We start from the raw sequence: 19,399 nt of genomic DNA, 5'->3' as shown, positions 1-19,399 counted from the left end.
GTGTAAAATTTTATGTTAAAATTTGGTGTTAGTTTTCCACATAAAATTAGATAAAAAAAGGTTTCCAAATTATAATAACTAAGCAAAAAATTAGATGGTAACAAAACCATGATTGCGAATAGAAATCTGTTTTGTAGATCATTACATATCGTTTAATTCCTTTTATTTTTTTATTCCCGTCAAATCTATTTAATGTGCGGTTGTTTCTTCATCTTACACTTTGGCTGCCCATAATTCACAAACCCGGTTTTCTGTTTTGTTTTCTTTTTAATCTTATTTTTTTATGCAACTTGGAAAGAAGATTTAAAGCCCTTTTTATAAATTGGCATTGATTGTTAGAAATGTTTGTAGCGTAATTTTTTATCTTAACTTAATTGATGCATCAATCCTAAATAAAAAAGGAGTCTATCTACAATTTTACACCATTGTCATTCTGACGAAGGAAGAATCTCATATTTGGCTTAGATTCTTCATTTCACTTCTGAACTATGTTCGCAGGCCTTCAGCCGGTATTCAGAATGACAGGGGTCAAAATAGTAAAATATTTGGGTCAGTGTAAAATTGTATATAATTACCTAAAAAAAAATGACACCAACAGTATTTAGTAGGTGCCATTTAGCTTTTTGTGACCTCAACGAGCGTATTTTCAAACACTTTTATAGATGATTTGGTTCGTTTAAGCCAAATTAAAAAAGAATTACAAAACTCATTTTTATCAAGTAGTTTCTTTTAGTTTTTGTCTATTGCAATTTAATTTTAAAAATTAATAATAATGAGCATTAGCATTAGAATTAGAATAGTTAGTCTTTAGATGTCTGTGCTTGTCTTGTACTCATAACTGAAGAAATATCGAAATATTTAGTTGAAGATTTTGAAAGAATTTCTGAATTATCACAAATGAAAACTTATTTGTCAAATCCATATTGCAGGTTCATAGCATTACAATAACTACAGGTTTCGAGATGTAAAATAATTGATTGCTTATAACATGGTTCTTAAAATTTTGAACTATAAATCAGATTTTTAAGAAAAAAAATAACGAGAAAATCTATTCAAATTTCCTAATTTCCATATGTTATTATTTGAACTATTTAGTAAAATAATTTGAGCTAAAAAGAATATTATTTTATTTAAAAGATCTATAAATTTGTGTACGCTCAAATAGTATGTTTTTACTTAATAATCTACTCTGTGATGGAGTAAGAGTTATTATTTAAATTAGTATTGCACACACGTAATGAAATTTAATGTTACAAAAAGTAAGTAAATGAAAAAAATGATAAAGTTTCCGACTTCTTTGATAGGTCTTGATACACCTCAGAATACCTTAGAACTTGATGGTTGTACTTTAATTGAGCAATGTATACATAGTACAGAAGTTAGAGGTACTATGTATCTCGAACAGCATTTACTTCTTATTGTCCTTGAGGGAACGGTTGTTCTTACCTATGGAAAGCAGGAATATATAGTGGGCAAAAATGATATGATTTTGCTAAAGAAAGCTACTGCAGTAAAGTATCATAAATTTGGAAATACTGAAAATGACAATATTTATGACAGTTTGATGTTCAGCATTAAAGATGATCTCCTAAAGTCATTTTTGTCAACATCAGAAATCAAGGTGTCAAAACCTGAAGGAGAGATCAAAACAAGACCATATCCAATGAATGAATGTTTGGTTGCATTTGCCCATTCCATGAAGCCTTACTTTTTTGATCAATCTGTGGTTCATCCTGGACAACTTCGGTTGAAAATTATGGAATTGCTATACGATGTTGCGGAATGTAACCGAAATATGTTTTTACAAATTCTACAATTACACGAGCCTATACGGACCGATATCCGTAACGTGGTGGAACAGCATTATGCTTCACCGGTTTCTGTTTCTGAACTGGCTTATCTTTCTGGCAGAAGTTTATCAAGTTTTAAGAGAGATTTTCAGAATATCTACAATGTTGCGCCAGCAACCTGGATCAGAGAAAAGAGATTAGAGAAGGCAAAAGAAATGCTGGAAACAACATCTTTGTCGGTCTCAGATATTTGTTATTCCTTAGGATTTGAAAATGTCTCTCATTTTTCAAGAATATATAAAGAATTTCATGGACAGGCACCGAGCATATCCCGTTAACAAATCATTTTAAAATTAAATGTATGAAAGTATTGGTTATTGGAGCAAATGGTAGAGTCGGATCTCTTTTAGTAAATAAGCTAGCTACTCAATATCAGGTTTTGGCAGGCTCAAGAAATCCAAATTCAGCAAATAACGCATATAATATTGAGCAGGTTTATATTGATTTGCTCAGCGATGTAGATATGCTTGCAGAAAGTATGAGCGGTGCTGATGCGGTTTATTTTGTTTCTGGATCGCGTGGGAAAAATCTTTTACAGATAGATTTACATGGAGCAATTAAAACCATGCAAGCCGCAGAAAAAGCTGGGGTTAAACGTTATATTATGCTGAGCTCAGTTTTTGCATTGCAACCCGAACGCTGGAATGAATCTTTCCTCAATGATCTTACAGATTATAATATTGCTAAACATTACGCTGATCTCTACCTCACAACCCAAACTGATCTCGATTATACTATTTTGCAACCCGGAGGACTTAAAGAAGGGCAAGGAACAGGAAAAATAGAGGCTAATGTTACTAGCCCGGGAACTAATTCTATTGCTAATGTTGTTGATACCCTTGTCGCAGTATTGGAAAATAATTCAACAATTGGTAAGGTTATTTTGATGCATGATGGAAATACACCGATTGATAAAGCACTTAATCAACTTGGATAAAAAGGCTGTATTCAATTAACTGAATATATTGGCTTCCTATCTTACTTAATCTTCACTTTTCCCATTAATTTTTTGAATCTTATTAATGGAGAAACGTCAACATTATATTTCTCAATTTTTCACTGCTAAAAAGGACTAATTAGTCAAAATATTTGAACTAATTAGAAAAAGCATCCCATTGTCGTCATTGTACCTTTGTTATAGAAAAAGAGCTTAATTATTCTGTTCAAAAAAACAGTTAATTATGCTCAAAAAATAGCAATACTAAAAAAAGGGCGATTTATGAAAAACATTCAAAACCGTAAAAACATTATTTCGAGTTCCGTAAATTCTAATCCTGATTGGTTAAGGCAAAACATTGGAAAAATTTCGAAAAAAATATTTTCTTCAGTGCCAACTGTAGCAATTATCTCAGTCTTTACCGTTGGCGGATTATTAATTTCATGTCAAGATAAAAACAATCAAAACAATAAAACAGAAGTTATGCAAAACAATCAAGAGCAAAAAGAAGCTATCCTTAAACCAATAGATTTATATGTTGAAGCAGGAAGAAAAGGCGACGGCAATATTGCTAAACCGGCATTCGCATCGACTGCAACTATGTCATGGTCTGAAGGCGGAGCATTGAAAAGTATACCAATACAGGTGCTTTTTGACGGATTTTCCGTAGCAGAGCCAATGGAAGCAAATTACCAACTGACAACTTTAGATGCAGAGGGAGATGTAGCAATCGTGAGAATCGAATCTCAGTTTGGAGCCAACAAATATGCCGATATGTTTACACTGGTAAAAGACGGTAACGATTGGAAAATTATCAGTAAAATTTATCAAACCATAAAATAATGTCAGCAAATAAAAATATCAACACCGTTCAGGATTATGAAGATGTCTTAGCGGCAATGGAAGGCTATGTTCACGGATTAAAAACAGGAAACGTAGCAGAATTAAAAAAGACCTTTCACAAGGATGCGATCATGTATGGTCATTTAGGAAGTGATCTGTCGCAAGGAAGTATAGATAATCTGTACACCTATGTGGAGAAATTTGGCGCGGCGCCCAATATCAAAACCAATCTTACGGTTTTACACAAAACACCCACTACAGCAGTTGTTCGTATCGAAATGGAACACGATGCTGCCGATGAAAATTTTACAGATTTCCATTCATTGATCAAAATTGATGGAGATTGGAAAGTTGTTGCAAAACTTTTTCATCTCTACGATAAATAATTAAAAATCATTCTGTAAAAGTTTTTACTGGGAGCATCAAATTGCTTCCAGCAGGAACTTTTGCGTCAAAAAAAAATAAAATGTCAAAATTATTCAGTCCATTGAATGTAAAATCAATTACGTTTAAAAACAGAATCATCACTTCGCCAATGTGTATGTACATGGCCGAAGATGGCTTTGCAAGTGATTGGCACTTGGTTCATTATGGTTCGAGAGCAATGGGAGGCGCAGGTGCAGTAATGCTGGAAGCAACAGCTATTAGCGCTGACGGACGTATTGGTGTTGGAGATTTGGGAATCTGGAAAGACGAACATATTGAAATGCTTACCAAGATCACGTCATTTATAAAAAGTACCGGATCTGTTCCTGCTATTCAATTGGCGCATGCCGGTAGAAAAGGAAGTACGTGGGCTTCAGGGCGTGAGAGCCGCCCGTTAATGCCCGATGAAGAAAATGGGTGGGAAGTGATTGCACCTTCTGCTATTGCATTTTCTCCAACAATGCAAACACCCCGCGAAATGACTTTGGAAGATATCGAAGAACTTCAACAAGCCTTTGCGGATGCTGCCGCGAGAGCGTTAAAGGCTGGTTTTGAAATGGTCGAAATTCACAGTGCGCACGGTTATCTGATCAATGAATTTCTGTCACCTATTCCAAACAAAAGAACCGATCACTATGGCGGAAGTATTGAAAACAGAGCAAGATTTTTATTTGAAACCATAGATAAAGTAAAAGCAGTATGGCCTACTGAACTTCCAATTGCTGTTCGTATTTCGGCTACCGACTGGATGGAAGATGGCTGGAACATTGATGATTCAGTTTGGTTAAGCAAAAAATTAGCAGGGAAGGGAATTGACATTGTTGATGTTTCTTCCGGAGGTACCGTTCCGAATGCTAAAATTACAGTAGGCTCAGGTTATCAATTACCATTTGCAAGTACGATTAAACGTGAGTTGAAAAACCAATTATTAGTGGGAGCAGTCGGTATGATAACCAGCGCACATCAAGCCGAAACGATCTTGACCAATGGAGATGCTGATCTTATTTTCATAGGTCGCGAACTTTTACGAAATCCATATTTCTCTTTAGAAGCAGCAAAACAGCTTCGTTCTGAAGCTCCTGTTCCAAAACCTTATGAGCTTGCCTTTTAACATTAAAAAAAAATTATGAGTATTTATTTAACCGTTGTTGTAAAGGCAAAACCTGAGCATCAGCAAGAAATTAAAACCCTTTTATACAGTCTCCCGGAATTATCTAAGAAAGAAGAGGCCTGCATCGAATATGATGTTCACCAGAGTATTGATGATGAAAATACTTTTATCCTTAATGAAAAATGGGAAAGTGTAGATGGTTTAGATCTCCATAATGATCAATCATATTCAAAGGAGTTTTTTGCATCATTCGATAAATTACAAGAGCAACCGATTATTTATCGATCCAAATAATTTTTAGGAGAATTTGTAAAATTTAGAAATATGAAAAAATTAAATGAGTCTGTAACCATTATTACCGGTGCATCTTCCGGAATTGGTGCGGCAACAGCATTAAAATTAGCTAAAGCAGGAAGCAGTATTGTTTTGGTCTCTAGAGCTGATGATAAAATAGAAAAAGTAAAACAACAGATTGAAGAAGAAGATGGTAAAGCTGAAATATTTGTTGCAGACGTAACAGATATTGGCCAAATGAAAGCGATGGTTGATTTTACTATTGATAAGTTTGGAAGAGTAGATAATTTGGTCAATAATGCAGGTTTGATGTTGTTTTCACAATGGAAGGACGTTGCGATTGATGAATGGAATTCGATGATTGACACCAATATCAAAGGCTATTTAAATGCCATTGCAGCTGTGCTTCCCAAACTGTTGGAGCAGAGATCAGGTCATGTTCTCAATATGGGATCTGTGGCGGGAATCAATATCGACATCGGTGCAGGAATCTACCACGGAACTAAGTTTTTCGTTCGGGCAATTACCGAAAGTTTAAGAAAAGAAGTTTCTGTTCATAAAGGTATCAAGATAAGCCTGATAAGTCCGGGAGTGATTAACACTGGATGGGCAGATAAAGTGACCAACAAAGAAGGAGCAGAGATCGCTGCAGAGCTGAACAAGCAGGCTATTGAGCCAGATGATATTGCCAATGCTGTCCTATTTGCATTTGATCAACCTGATAATGTTAACGTGAATGACATTGTTATCAGCCCAACTTTGCAAGACTGGTAATATTTAATAAAAAAGAATTTTTAAGTAATGAATAAATATAATAAGCTATTTTCTCCTTTATCATTTGACAAAGGAGTTAGTTTAAAAAACAGAATTGTGATGTCGCCAATGACCACTTGGGCATCGGATGAAGATTTTACCATTTCCGATGAAGAAGTCGAATACTATCATAAAAGAGTTAAAGGGGTAGGATTGGTGATTACAGGATGTACCCACGTTACAGCAAATGGAATTGGTTTTACCCACGAATTTGCAGGATATGATGACACTTTTCTTCCTAGCCTGAAGAAGTTGGCCAATGCAGCTAAAAGTGGTGGTGCACCGGCAATTTTACAAATATTTCATGCAGGAAATAAAGCAATTCCCGATCTAATTCCCAATGGCGAAGTGGTAAGTGCAAGTGCCGTTTCAAGTGGGCCAATATTGCTTTCTGATAAAGAAAATCTTCCGAAAGAATTAACCGAAATTGAAATTCTGGAAATCATCACAGCATTTGCAGAAACTACAAGAAGAGCAGTAGAAGCTGGTTTTAATGGAGTAGAAATTCACGGTGCACATGGGTTTTTGCTTCAGAATTTCATATCTCCTTTTTTCAATCGAAGAAATGATAAGTGGGGAGGTTCTCTTGAAAATCGTTTGAGACTTAGCCTTGAAATTGTTCGTGAAGTGAAAAAAGTAGTTTCAGAATATGCTGATCGTCCTTTTCTTATAGGTTACAGAATTTCACCTGAAGAAATGCCTCAACAAACCTATGGACTTCAAGATACTTTCATTTTAATTGATAAGTTAATTGAAGAAAACATCGATTATCTACATTTTTCTTTATTGGATGCTGTAAATCAAAAACCAATTGATTCAGAATTTTCAGATGAGCCAATATCAGTTGTACTCAACAATTATGTAAACAACAGAGTTCCTGTTCTTGTTGCCGGAGGTATTACAACACCTGCAATGGCTGATCGGGTTTTGGACTATGGTATTTCTATGGTAGCAATCGGTAGAACTTTGGTTATCAATCCGGATTGGGTGGAATTGGTTGAAAGTGGGGAAGAAGAAAAAATTGTTTCAAATCTTAAACTTGATACGATTGAAGACAAAAAAATCCCCTCGAAATTGATCACAATTTTTGAAGCGTTAAAAGGTTGGGTTCCATTGGAGTCTAAAACACTTTAAAAAACATTGATCTACCTTCAAAGTAATAAAAAATGGCGCCAACTGTCTTCAGTTGGCGCCATTTGGCTGTTTGTGACCAAGACGAGCGTATCTTCAAACACTTTTATAGATGATTTGGTTCGTTTAAGCCAAATAAAACAACAATTACAACACTCATTTTTATCAAATAATTTCTTTTAGTTTATAATTATTGCAGCTTAGTTTTAAAAATTAATAATAATCTACATTGGAATACTAAGTCTGTAGTTAGTGGTGATTGTTTTGTCCCCATAGTCAGATCTTGCTCCTAAGTTAGTACTATACGTAATGTCTGGGTTAATGGGATTTTCAGCTAAAATTAGTGAAAAACCTCTGGTATTAACTACAAAAAGATGGTAATGTTTTCAGGATTACAACAGAACGTTGATAGATCTAAATCCAGAAACGAACTTTGCTTTTATCCAAAAAATCCCGAACAAACGGTGAATGAAGCTTTCTCCTTCCTAATGAAAAATAAGAATTTGCTGTAAATGAAATCCTGTAAAAAATAAAGGCTGCAGGATTTTTTTGTTGGCATATTCGCGAAATTTTTAAGCAAATGCTTACGGTATATTTTGAATTTTTCATGTTTACATTATCATATTATATTGGTGTTTAAGTTGGATGTTTCTTAATTATTTGAGGTTATAGCATAAAAAATGGTAATTGAAAACAGTTATTTACTTCTTTTTTAATAATAAAAAGTGTGTTTTTTACATTTTTTTTAAACCAAAAAGAAAAAAAATTAATTCTTCTTATCATAATATTTATTCAAAAAAAATATATTTTTTTAGGGGTATCGTTGTATTGTAATGAATTGTTAATTCATGTTTTATGAAATAAGTAAGTGTAAAACTAATGATAACCTTATCATATTTTTTATACAATTGATATCATAAAAATTCGATATGTAAGATGTTGATAAGCAGTAGATAATGATGGATTTATTTTTTTTATTCAGATGAATTTTTATATTTGTAATGTTACCAAAATGTTAACGAACTAATGAATCAGAACTTTATCCATACCTATGTCTCTGTAGATTGTGTTGTCTTTGGATTTGACCATGAAAACCGGTTGAATATATTATTAGTACAACGCCATGTTGATGATGTACCATTGGAAAAACAGATTAAACTTCCCGGTAGTTTGATTTTCAGTGATGAAGATGTAGATGATGCTGCACAAAGGGTACTTCACGAACTTACAGGGATAAAAAAAATGGTTCTCAAGCAGTTTAAATGCTTTGCAGACCCCATGAGAGCAAGCAATGTACATGATATCAAATGGATGGATCAGGAATATAAACATCATATAGACAGGATTATTACAGTGGCCTATCTTTCCCTTTGTAAAATAGATCATAAGATCAATAGTACAAAATATGATACCGTAGACTGGTACCCTATTGATGAGGTTCCGGTACTACCGTTTGACCATAATAAAATCATCAATGAATCTTTGATGGAGATCAGAAAATGGATTGAATCTGATTTTTCCATTATTTTTGAGCTGCTGCCAAAAAGATTTACCATAAGACAGCTCTATCAGCTCTACAGCGCTTTAAATGAAAAAAATATTGATATTAAGAATTTTCATAAAAAAATATCTTCATTCCCCTATATTGTTCCTTTGGACGAAATTCAAAAAGATGTATCGCACCGCGCAGCAAGATATTACCGATTTGATGCTAAGATTTACAAGAAAAACAATACAAAACTTATAAAATAACCCCTTTTTAAAAATTATGTACTTACTAGGCTATGACATTGGCAGTTCTTCTGTGAAAGTGTGTCTCATTGAGGCATCCAGTGGAAAAGTGATTGCTTCTGAATTTTCTCCCAAAAAAGAAATGAAAATCACTGCGATAAATCCGGGATGGGCAGAGCAAAATCCGGTGGACTGGTGGATCAATCTGAAATTGGCACATGAAGCTGTTATGCATGAATCCGGTGTACATGCTGAAGATATTAAAGGAATTGGAATCACATGGCAGATGCATGGTTTGATTCTGGTGGATAAAGATCAGAACCTTCTAAGACCATCCATTATCTGGTGTGACAGCCGTGCTGTACCTTATGGTGAAAGAGCTTTTAAAACAATAGGAGAAGAAAAATGTCTCTCCCATCTGTTGAATTCACCAGGAAATTTTACGGCATCAAAGCTCGCATGGGTAAAAGAAAATGAACCTGATATTTTTGAAAAGATAGATAAAATAATGCTTCCTGGAGATTATATTGCGATGAGACTATCAGGGCAGATAGGAATAACCATCGAAGGATTATCAGAAGGAATTTTCTGGGATTTTAAGAATAACTGTATCTCGGAAGATATCATTAACCACTATGGGATTCCTAAAAGTTTTTTCCCGGAAATTGTCCCCACATTTGGTATTCAGGCAACCGTTTCCAGAATTGCGGCTGAAGAATTAGGTTTAAAAGAAGGAACGCCCATCTCATACAGGGCAGGAGATCAGCCCAACAATGCTCTTTCACTGAATGTTTTTAATCCGGGAGAAATTGCCTCTACTGCAGGAACTTCCGGAGTGGTGTATGGAGTTCTTGATCAGCTGGAATATGATAAATTATCAAGGGTCAATACCTTTGCCCATGTCAATTACGCACCAGAACAGATCAGGCTGGGAGTTTTGCTTTGTATCAATGGCACTGGAATTTTAAATTCCTGGTTAAAACATAATTTTGCAACCTCACTCTCTTCTTACGGTGATATGAATGATATGGCTTCGCTTTCACCTATAGGATCAAAAGGATTAAGTATTATCCCTTTTGGAAACGGAGCTGAGAGAGTGCTTGAAAATAAAGATACAAGTTGTTCTATTCACGGAATTAATTTCAACATACATACTAAAGGAGATATACTGCGTGCGGCACAGGAAGGTATTGTATTCTCTTATGAGTACGGAATGGATATCATGAGAAATATCGGAATGGATATCCAGGTTGTCCGTGCAGGAAATGCCAACATGTTTTTAAGTTCAATTTTTCGTCAGTCGTTATCCAGCGTCAGCAATGCGGTCATTGAACTTTATGATACTGATGGAGCGGTAGGAGCAGCAAGAGCTGCCGGAATGGGAATAGGGTTTTACTCAGACTCCAAAGAAGCATTTTCTTCACTTGAAAAAATAGCGGTGATAGAGCCTGAACACGAAAAACAAGAACAATATTTAGAAGCCTATGCCAGATGGAAACATCATCTTAACGAAATAATCTAGAAAAGTTACAACAGCATTTTTCATCCGCTTACTGACTCTTAAGAGTCAGTGAGGAGGGTATCTCTACGCAAAAATTTAAAAAACAAATTAAAAATAATCAAATAAATATGAACACTTTAACAGGTACAAAAGAGTTTTTTACAGGTATTGAAAAAATTAAGTTTGAGGGGAAGGAAAGCAGGAATCCGTTGGCATTCCGTTATTATGATGCTGAAAAGATCGTAATGGGAAAACCAATGAAAGACTGGACCAGATTTGCAATGGCATGGTGGCATACCTTATGTGCAAACGGAAGCGATCCATTCGGAGGACCTACTATCCACCACCCATGGGATATCGGAAATGATCCTGTGACCAGAGCAATGCATAAGATGGATGCAGGCTTTGAATTCATGTCTAAAATGGGCTTCAATTATTACTGTTTCCATGATATCGATTTGGTAGACCCCGCCAATAATTGGAAAGACTATGAGAAGAATATGCAGACTATTGTGGAGTATGCAAAACAAAAGCAGAAGGAAACAGGAATTAAACTTTTATGGGGAACAGCAAATGTTTTCACGCATGAAAGATACATGAATGGAGCTTCTACCAATCCCAATTTTGATGTTGTAGCCTGCGCAGGAACCCAGGTGAAAAATTCAATAGATGCCACCATTGCACTTGGAGGTGAAAACTATGTTTTCTGGGGTGGAAGAGAAGGATATATGAGTCTTTTAAATACCGATATGAAGCGTGAAAAAGATCATCTGGCCCGTTTCCTTTCCATGTCGAGAGATTATGCCCGTCAGCAAGGATTTAAAGGAACTTTCCTTATTGAACCTAAACCAATGGAGCCTACCAAACATCAGTATGATTATGACTCTGAAACCGTAATCGGATTCCTGAGACACTATGGACTAGACAAAGACTTTAAACTGAATATCGAAGTGAATCATGCTACATTGGCAGGTCATACATTTGAACATGAACTTCAGGTTGCTGTTGATGCAGGGCTTTTAGGAAGTATTGATGCGAACAGAGGAGATTATCAAAACGGCTGGGATACGGATCAGTTTCCGATCGATTATTATGATATGGTTCAGGCATGGTTGGTACTGCTTCCGGCAGGAGGTCTGGGAACCGGAGGCGTAAACTTTGATGCCAAAATCAGAAGAAATTCTATTGATGCTGAAGATTTATTCATTTCTCATATTTCAGGAATGGATGTATTCGCTAAAGGTCTTCTTGCGGCAGCGGATATTTTTGAAAATTCGGATTACAAAAAACTGAAAACAAACCGTTATGCTTCTTTTGATAACGGAAGTGGAAAAGCATTCGAGGAAGGTACGCTTACCTTGGAAGATCTTCAGAGAATTGCTCACGAAATAGGCGAACCACAGCCAAAAAGCGGAAAACAGGAACTGTTTGAGGCCATCGTGAATATGTATATATAATAAAAAGATAAAAGGCTCATAAACACTAAGGATTCTTATAGACTATAATTATTAAATAGCCTTTTGTTCAATAACTAATTAAAATAATAATTATGAACCGATTTTATTTCAATAAAAGCAATAGAGCTGCATTATTTTTTGCAATGACTTTATTGCCTTCCGGCATAGCATATTCACAGGTTAAAAAAGATACAGTAGCTAAAGAAAATAAAATAGATGAAGTTGTTGTAATAGGATATGGAACGCAGAGAAAAGAAGCTGTAACGGGTTCGGTTGTAACTGTAAAAGGTGAAGCCCTTAGAGAAGTTCCTACTGCAAATATAACACAGGCTCTACAAAGCAGAAGCGCCGGGGTAGAAATCAATCAAACGTCCAGCAAGCCGGGGGCAACCATGAAAATACGAATTAGAGGGACAAGATCATTATCGGACTCTGCAAATGATCCGCTTATCGTATTGGATGGAATTCCTTTTGTGGGATCTTTGGGAGATATAAGTTCTAGTGACATCAAGAGTGTAGATATCCTGAAAGATGCTTCTGCAACCGCTATTTATGGTTCCAGAGGAGCGAACGGGGTTATCTTAGTTACAACAAACAGAGGGGCAAAAGGACTAAAACCTAGATTTACTTATAATTCTTTCACAGGGAGCCAGACTCTGTTTTCCAGGTATCCTATGATGAATGCTGCCCAATTGACTAAGCTGAGACATGATGCCAATGATCTCATCAAAAATGGAGACAGTGAAAAAAACGGAGTTGATACGGACTGGCAAAAACTGTATTATAAGCCTGCAATGATAACGAACCATGATGTTGGAGTTTCCGGAGGTACAGAAGGGGGTAATTATAATGTTGGTTTGTCATACTTGAAGCAAGACGCGATAGTTCCTTTACAAAGTTATGAACGTTTTGGATTTCGATTAGGTCTGGATCAGCAGATCGGAAAAAATTTTAAATTTGGTTTTACTACAAATTCCAATTATGTAAAATCAGAGGGTAATGGTATTGCTTCAGCTCCTACCTTGGGATATTCACCTTTGGCCAGTCCGTATGATGAATTTGGTAATCCGAGAAGAACATTAACGATGTCATCAAATATGGATCAGGCCTGGGTTTATACAAGAGAAAGTCTTAAAGCTCTGGGAGAGAAATATGTAGATGAAACAAAAGCTTTCTCATCTTATAATAACATGTATGGTGAAGTAAAATTACCAATAGATGGATTGAAATACCGTATAAATGTAGGATTGGATTTCAGAACCTCAAATAGTGGAAATTATACAGGGGTAGGAGTATTTAATACAAATCCTGCTTCTATTTCTTCTGCGGGCAAGGGTAATAACCAAACCTATCACTGGACTATAGAGAACTTATTGACTTACGATAAGACTTTCGGAAAACATAAGATAAATGCTGTTGCCTTATATTCTTCTGAACAAAATACTTATACAAGTAGTTATATGAGTGCTAAAAATGTACCTGCAGATTTTTTTCAATATTATAATCTAGGTCAATCTCCGCAAGCTGATATTACTGTAAGGCCTGAAGATCAATCTTATGCCAGAACAGGATTGGTTTCCTATATGGGACGAGCGATGTATACGTATGACAATAAGTATATGATTACAGCTACTCTTAGAAGGGACGGTGCTTCTGTACTTGCAGAAGGGCACAAATGGAATACCTATCCTGCAATCTCTGTGGGGTGGAATATTACTAATGAAAACTTTATGAAAACTTTCCAATTCGTTAATCTTTTGAAATTAAGATATGGTTGGGGAGAAACGTCAAATCAAGCTATTGCACCTTATACAACTTTAGGAAGCTTAACTGTTAATCCATATAACTTTGGAGGGGCTTATTCTACAGGTGTTTCTATTAATACAGCTCCAAACCCTTTCTTAGGATGGGAATATTCCAAAACCCACAATGCTGGATTGGATTTTGGGTTTCTTAACAATAGAATCAACGGGACAGTAGAATATTACAGAACACATACTTCCGGAATACTTCAAAATAAGAGTTTACCTCCAACTTCAGGGATTCCGGGAGGAATATTACAAAATGTAGGAGATATTGAAAACAAAGGCTGGGAAGCTTCCCTTAATGCAGTTATTATTGATAAACCGGATGGTTTCAGCTGGGACGCCGGAGTTAACTGGTATGCTAATAAAAACAAAATTCTATCACTTGCATCCGGTGCACAAAGAGATGAAAATAATTTATGGTTCGTGGGTCATAATGTAAATTCACTATATGATTATCAGTATGTAGGTTTATGGCAACAAGGAGATCCTTATTTGAGTATTCTTGAACCTCAGGTCGGCGCTGCTCCAGGTATGATTAAAGTTCTATATACAGGAGGGTATAATGCAGATGGGACACCTGTGAGAGCTATAGGTCCTGAAGATAGACAAATTATAGATACCAATCCGGATTGGCAAGGAGGTTTCAATATGCGTTTTGCTTACAAAGGCTTTGAATTGAGTACAGTAGGCGCATTCCAAAAAGGAGGTGTTCTGATCAGTTCTATTTATGGTTCTGCAGGTTACTTGAATAGATTAACTGGTAGAGGAAATAACGTAGATGTAGATTACTATACGGATGATAATACAGATGCAAGATTCCCGAAACCAGGCGGATTGTTAAGTGGTGATAATCCGAAGTATCTGTCAACTCTAGGTCTTTTTGACGGGTCATACGTGAAATTAAGAACAATCACATTAGGGTATAACTTAAGTAAGGATTTTCTTAAAGATTTTAACATTAACAGCTTAAGAATTTATTTTACGGTTACAAATCCGCTGATAATTTATTCTCCATACCATAAAATGTCTGGAATGGATCCTGAACCGAACTCTACAGGTGATCAAAATCAGGCTGTAAGCGGATACAAAAATCGTCAGTTGATTATAGGAACTAATAATCCTGCAACAAGAAACTTTATAATGGGAATTAATTTATCTTTCTAAATCACACATCATCATGATAAAAATTAACAAAAAAATTGTATTGGGAATTGTAGTGGCTTCACTAGTATTGTCTAGCTGTAATGAGATTCTAGACGAACAACCCAGATCAGGATATACGGTTGATTATTTCAATTCTGCAGATGGCGTAACATCTGGCGTAACTGCATTGTACAGAAGTTTACGTCTTCTTTATGGTAACGGTTATTATATGAGCGCAACGCAGAACGGAACGGATGAGGCGACTTGGGCTCAGAGTGCAGACGGTAATTTTAAAGATCTGGATATGACAGGTGGTGCCGGAGCAATAAACTCTAATACCTTTCCTACGAGTATGGTTTGGGGATCCGTTTTTCCTTATATTAATACAGCTAATGGTATTATAGAAAGAGCACCGAAATTTAATCTTCCTGAATCTCTTGTATCTGAAGCTCGTTTTTTCAGATCATTTTATTACTTCCAATTAGTACAGACGTATGGCGGTGTACCGTTGGATTTAGGTTCCGGAGAACTGGTTCTGAACATTTCACCTACAACTTTGTCCAAAAGAAATACGGTTCCTGAGGTATATTCAAGAGGTATTTTTCCTGATTTATTAAAAGCAATAGACAATCTTCCTGCAACCCCTAGAGTTACGGGTGGGGTTACAAAAAATGTGGCAAGGCTGATTTTAGCTAAAGCATATCTTACTTACGGTTGGTGGTTGCAAAATCCTAATAATATCCCGACATATCCTGATACTGCACGAACGGATCTTGATGGCCATAATGCACAATGGTATTTTCAAAAAGCATATGATTTATCTCTACAGGGTATTAATAATCCAGGATCTTATGCACTTCAACCTACTTACTATGATGTAAATGAAGGCTCTAAAGACCGCAATTCAGAGCATATGCTTTACGCAGATCATACAGCATCTAGTATTTTTTATAACGAAGGTGATCCCGTAGGATACGGTTCGGGATGGGCTCCGGATAACTTCGCTACCTGGATGCAAACCTGGAATTATACTAATATCAAAAGTAGTAAATCGGCTACTTCATGGACTCCTGCAAGTCCGATCACAAGAGAAGCGGCGCAATCGCTGGGGAGACCTTGGGTACGTATGGCTCCGCCTATCGGGGTTATCAAAAATACCTTTGCCGATAAAAATAACGATTCCCGCTATGATGGTACTTTTGTAACTACTTACAGAGGAAACTGGCAGAAAACAGGAACAGGCTTGGAAACTGTTACAACACTATACAATGCCAATAATCTTCCTGTCCCGATAGGAGGAGCAATATTAAGCTTCTTGGATGATGATTCTCAGCTATCAAATATTGCTTATCCTTCTGATGGTGGCCAAAATAGTGTAGGTGCCGGTGTTTTGCCTGGACGTGCAGATTGGGTAATTTCACCTAACGGAATTAGCAGAATTGTATATCCGGGACTTTGGAAAATTGGAACATATCAGACAAATGACGTTACTGGTTTAGGTTATCCAAATGCTGCTTTAACAAGGCCATTCCCTGTGGCTAAATTTTCCGAGTTTTATTTCATTGCCGCAGAAGCGGCTGTAAAAGGTGCTTCAGGTGCTATGAGTGCGCGAGATTTGATCAATGTAATTCGTGCAAGAGCAGGAAAATGGAGATTTAGTAATAAAAATAATGCCGCATATATTGCCGACAATAGTGCAGCTATGATTGCAGCAACGCCTGCTACTATTACTATAGATTATATTTTAGCAGAAAGATCACGAGAATATTATGGTGAATTTTACAGATGGTTTGATTTGGTAAGAACTCAAAAGTGGGCAGAATATGCCGCAACTTATCAGATAGGAGGAACAGCTTATGGAAATCATACGCCACAGAATTTTACAAGAAATATTCAGCCATATCATTACCTGAGACCAATTCCTCAAGGACAGTTAGATGCAATGACTGAAATGTCTGCGACAGATAAAGCAAAATATCAGAATCCCGGATACAACTAATTTCATTCTACATTCATATCAGCAACAGAGTAGGTGTGCAAACACCTGCTTTGTTTATCTGAATTAAAATTTAAAAATTATGGAAAAAACCTGGCGCTGGTTTGGAAAAAAAGACAAAATAAAACTCAACACGCTCTGTCAGATCGGAGTAGAAGGAATTGTTTCCGCACTGCATGATATCCCAAACGGAGAAATCTGGAGTTTTGAGGCCATCAATGATTATAAAAACTATATAGAAAGCCACGGACTTCGCTGGTCTGTTGTGGAAAGTCTTCCTGTAAGCGAAGCGATCAAATATGGAGGTGAAGACCGTGACTCTTTAATAGAAAATTATATCATAAGCCTGGAGAATCTGGGTAAAGCAGGCATTACAACAGTTTGCTACAACTTTATGCCTGTCCTCGACTGGGCAAGAACCGATCTCTTTCACGAATGGGAAGACGGCTCATCATCACTTTATTTTGACAAAGCCAAGTTTGCGTACTTCGAAATTCATATCCTTCAAAGAGAAGGAGCAGAAAATGATTATAATTCAGAGATCCTTCAAAAAGTAGAAGAATTAAAAAATACCTTAACAGAAAAAGATAACAATGATCTGATAGACTCAATTATTGTAAAAACACAGGGATTCGTGAACGGAAATATCAAAGAAGGCGAATTGAATCCCGTAGAAAAGTTTAAAAGTTTACTGGCATTATATGATGGTATAGATAAACATCAGCTTCGTCAGAATATGAAATATTTCCTTGAAAAAATAATGCCTGTCTGCGAAAAATGGAATATCCAGATGTGTGTACACCCTGATGATCCGCCGTTTTCATTACTCGGCCTGCCAAGAATAGTAACTAATGAAGAAGATATTGACTGGCTTCTGAATGCCGTTGATAATCCTCACAACGGATTAACCTTCTGTGCAGGTTCTTTAAGTGCTAACCTTCAGAATGATGTTCCGAAACTGGCTCAGAAATTTGCCCACCGGACAAAATTCGTTCACCTGAGAAGTACAAATGTCTTTGAAAACGGTGATTTCATCGAGGCTCATCATCTGGGAGGAAGAGGAAAGCTTATTGAAGTAATCCGTGTCTTCGAAAAAGAAAACCATGATCTGCCCATGAGAATTGATCACGGAAGACTTTTAACAGAAGATATTGATAAAGGATATAACCCCGGTTATTCATTTTTAGGAAGAATGCTCGCATTAGGACAGATTGAAGGGGTAATGGCAGCAGTACAGTCAGAACTACAGAAAAATTAATCTGCGTTTGTAATAAAATAGTAAAAAGTAAAATGAAAGATCTGTTTAGTATTAAAGACAAAGTGGTAGTTATCACAGGAGCTTCAGGCGTTTTGGGAGGCAGTCTTGCTAAAAGTTTTATCGATGCCGGGGCTAAAGTTATCGCACTGGGAAGAAACCAGGAAACACTGGATGCCCGTGTAAAAGAACTGACAGACTTGGGAGGAGAGGCACTCGCTGTAGAAGCCAATGTAATGGATATCGAAAGCCTTGAAGCCGCCTCAGAAAAAATAAAAGAAAAATATGGCAGGATTGATATTCTGCTCAACATCGCCGGTGGAAATATTCCGGAAGCGACCTTATCTCCTGATCAATCATTTTTTGACATGGATATCAAAGGGTGGAATGCCGTTACCGATCTTAATATCAACGGAACCGTTTATCCAAGCTATGTTTTCGGAAAAGTAATGGCCGGGCAGGGAAGTGGAAACATTATTAATATTTCTTCTATGGCTGCTTATTCAGCAATTACAAGAGTCGCCGGATATTCTGCAGCTAAATCTGCAATTACCAACTTCACACAATGGCTTGCATCAGATCTGGCATTGAAATTCGGAGATAAAATACGTGTTAATGCAGTGGCGCCAGGATTTTTTATTGGTGATCAGAACCGCGCCATTCTCCTGAACCCGGATGGAAGTTTAACCGAGAGAAGCAAAAAAGTAATCGCCAAAACACCCATGCAGAGATTTGGAGAAGTAGAAGAACTGAATGGAGTTGTACAGTTTTTATGTTCGGAGGCAGCAAGTTTCATTACAGGAGCACTGATTCCTGTTGATGGAGGTTTCAGTGCATTCAGCGGAGTATAAAAAACTAATTTCTTCATATCCAATGAACAGGACCTTAATGGTTTCATGCAAGGTCCTGTTTTTTTAATGTTAAAGGTTTAACCACTTAAATTTTTTAGAGCTAAGCTTTATGCATAATAAGTACACTTAAGTTTTGTGAAAATCTTTGATTTTCATCTTATGTGAACTTTCTGCAGAATCATTTTAAACTTACTTATGTGAACTAAAGTGTTTTAAAATAAAGCTTTTGTGACTTTTGTGGTTTTATAAAGT

Annotated in this window: 15 protein-coding genes; all 15 read left to right on the top strand. The window is 36.3% G+C overall.

Annotated features, from left to right (window positions below; genetic code table 11):
- Positions 1–1,267 precede the first annotated feature (1,267 nt).
- The 15 genes from CHSO_RS17075 to CHSO_RS17005 all read left to right on the top strand — a co-directional run bounded on the left by CHSO_RS17075 (position 1,268) and on the right by CHSO_RS17005 (position 19,147).
- Positions 1,268–2,128: an AraC family transcriptional regulator gene (locus CHSO_RS17075; protein WP_045498567.1), complete on the top strand. Its 861-nt coding sequence runs from the start codon at positions 1,268–1,270 to the stop codon at positions 2,126–2,128.
- Positions 2,129–2,151: 23 nt separating this feature from the next.
- Positions 2,152–2,787: an SDR family oxidoreductase gene (locus CHSO_RS17070; RefSeq protein ID WP_045498565.1), complete on the top strand. Its 636-nt coding sequence runs from the start codon at positions 2,152–2,154 to the stop codon at positions 2,785–2,787.
- A 282-nt stretch (positions 2,788–3,069) separates the two neighbouring features.
- Entirely contained in the window at positions 3,070–3,630 is a 561-nt protein-coding gene (locus tag CHSO_RS17065) for a nuclear transport factor 2 family protein (protein WP_045498562.1), read from the top strand.
- A complete protein-coding gene (locus tag CHSO_RS17060) occupies positions 3,630–4,016 on the top strand; it encodes a nuclear transport factor 2 family protein (RefSeq protein ID WP_045498560.1) in 387 nt (128 codons plus the stop codon). The genes CHSO_RS17065 and CHSO_RS17060 overlap by 1 nt, the downstream gene beginning before the upstream one ends.
- Before the next feature lie 80 nt (positions 4,017–4,096).
- Entirely contained in the window at positions 4,097–5,167 is a 1,071-nt protein-coding gene (locus tag CHSO_RS17055; protein WP_045502797.1) for an NADH:flavin oxidoreductase/NADH oxidase, read from the top strand.
- Between the two features lie 15 nt (positions 5,168–5,182).
- Complete coding sequence (locus tag CHSO_RS17050) at positions 5,183–5,461, top strand: putative quinol monooxygenase (RefSeq protein ID WP_045498558.1); 279 nt, start codon at positions 5,183–5,185, stop codon at positions 5,459–5,461.
- A 30-nt stretch (positions 5,462–5,491) separates the two neighbouring features.
- Positions 5,492–6,235 carry an SDR family oxidoreductase gene (locus CHSO_RS17045; RefSeq protein WP_045498555.1) on the top strand — a complete coding sequence of 248 codons (744 nt, stop codon included), beginning with the start codon at positions 5,492–5,494 and terminating at the stop codon, positions 6,233–6,235.
- 27 nt (positions 6,236–6,262) lie between these two features.
- A complete protein-coding gene (locus CHSO_RS17040; RefSeq protein ID WP_045498553.1) occupies positions 6,263–7,408 on the top strand; it encodes an NADH-dependent flavin oxidoreductase in 1,146 nt (381 codons plus the stop codon).
- A gap of 1,023 nt (positions 7,409–8,431) precedes the next feature.
- On the top strand, positions 8,432–9,157 hold the full coding sequence (locus CHSO_RS17035) for an NUDIX hydrolase (RefSeq protein ID WP_045498550.1): 726 nt from the start codon (positions 8,432–8,434) through the stop codon (positions 9,155–9,157).
- 16 nt (positions 9,158–9,173) lie between these two features.
- Entirely contained in the window at positions 9,174–10,658 is a 1,485-nt protein-coding gene (locus CHSO_RS17030) for a xylulokinase (protein ID WP_045498546.1), read from the top strand.
- Between the two features lie 107 nt (positions 10,659–10,765).
- The gene (xylA, locus tag CHSO_RS17025) at positions 10,766–12,094 is read left to right on the top strand and encodes a xylose isomerase (RefSeq protein WP_045498543.1); all 1,329 of its coding nucleotides are present in this window, start codon (positions 10,766–10,768) and stop codon (positions 12,092–12,094) included.
- 92 nt (positions 12,095–12,186) lie between these two features.
- Positions 12,187–15,066: a SusC/RagA family TonB-linked outer membrane protein gene (locus tag CHSO_RS17020; RefSeq protein WP_045498539.1), complete on the top strand. Its 2,880-nt coding sequence runs from the start codon at positions 12,187–12,189 to the stop codon at positions 15,064–15,066.
- A gap of 13 nt (positions 15,067–15,079) precedes the next feature.
- Positions 15,080–17,044, top strand: coding sequence for a RagB/SusD family nutrient uptake outer membrane protein (locus CHSO_RS17015; RefSeq protein WP_045498535.1), 1,965 nt, complete (start codon positions 15,080–15,082; stop codon positions 17,042–17,044).
- 79 nt (positions 17,045–17,123) lie between these two features.
- Entirely contained in the window at positions 17,124–18,299 is a 1,176-nt protein-coding gene (gene uxuA, locus CHSO_RS17010) for a mannonate dehydratase (RefSeq protein WP_045498531.1), read from the top strand.
- A gap of 32 nt (positions 18,300–18,331) precedes the next feature.
- Positions 18,332–19,147: an SDR family oxidoreductase gene (locus tag CHSO_RS17005; protein WP_045498528.1), complete on the top strand. Its 816-nt coding sequence runs from the start codon at positions 18,332–18,334 to the stop codon at positions 19,145–19,147.
- Positions 19,148–19,399 lie beyond the last annotated feature (252 nt).

This window comes from Chryseobacterium sp. StRB126 (genome assembly GCF_000829375.1).
In the GTDB taxonomy this organism is placed as follows: Bacteria; Bacteroidota; Bacteroidia; order Flavobacteriales; family Weeksellaceae; genus Chryseobacterium.
This window is presented reverse-complemented; position numbering and strand designations above follow the sequence as displayed.

Coding starts and splice junctions, on each gene's coding strand:
- CHSO_RS17005 (WP_045498528.1), top strand. CDS start 18,332: ATGAAAGATCTGTTTAGTATTAAAGACAAAGTGGTAGTTATCACAGGA.
- CHSO_RS17050 (WP_045498558.1), top strand. CDS start 5,183: ATGAGTATTTATTTAACCGTTGTTGTAAAGGCAAAACCTGAGCATCAG.
- CHSO_RS17070 (WP_045498565.1), top strand. CDS start 2,152: ATGAAAGTATTGGTTATTGGAGCAAATGGTAGAGTCGGATCTCTTTTA.
- CHSO_RS17035 (WP_045498550.1), top strand. CDS start 8,432: ATGAATCAGAACTTTATCCATACCTATGTCTCTGTAGATTGTGTTGTC.
- CHSO_RS17060 (WP_045498560.1), top strand. CDS start 3,630: ATGTCAGCAAATAAAAATATCAACACCGTTCAGGATTATGAAGATGTC.
- CHSO_RS17075 (WP_045498567.1), top strand. CDS start 1,268: ATGAAAAAAATGATAAAGTTTCCGACTTCTTTGATAGGTCTTGATACA.
- CHSO_RS17065 (WP_045498562.1), top strand. CDS start 3,070: ATGAAAAACATTCAAAACCGTAAAAACATTATTTCGAGTTCCGTAAAT.
- CHSO_RS17020 (WP_045498539.1), top strand. CDS start 12,187: ATGAACCGATTTTATTTCAATAAAAGCAATAGAGCTGCATTATTTTTT.
- CHSO_RS17015 (WP_045498535.1), top strand. CDS start 15,080: ATGATAAAAATTAACAAAAAAATTGTATTGGGAATTGTAGTGGCTTCA.
- uxuA (WP_045498531.1), top strand. CDS start 17,124: ATGGAAAAAACCTGGCGCTGGTTTGGAAAAAAAGACAAAATAAAACTC.
- CHSO_RS17030 (WP_045498546.1), top strand. CDS start 9,174: ATGTACTTACTAGGCTATGACATTGGCAGTTCTTCTGTGAAAGTGTGT.
- xylA (WP_045498543.1), top strand. CDS start 10,766: ATGAACACTTTAACAGGTACAAAAGAGTTTTTTACAGGTATTGAAAAA.
- CHSO_RS17055 (WP_045502797.1), top strand. CDS start 4,097: ATGTCAAAATTATTCAGTCCATTGAATGTAAAATCAATTACGTTTAAA.
- CHSO_RS17045 (WP_045498555.1), top strand. CDS start 5,492: ATGAAAAAATTAAATGAGTCTGTAACCATTATTACCGGTGCATCTTCC.
- CHSO_RS17040 (WP_045498553.1), top strand. CDS start 6,263: ATGAATAAATATAATAAGCTATTTTCTCCTTTATCATTTGACAAAGGA.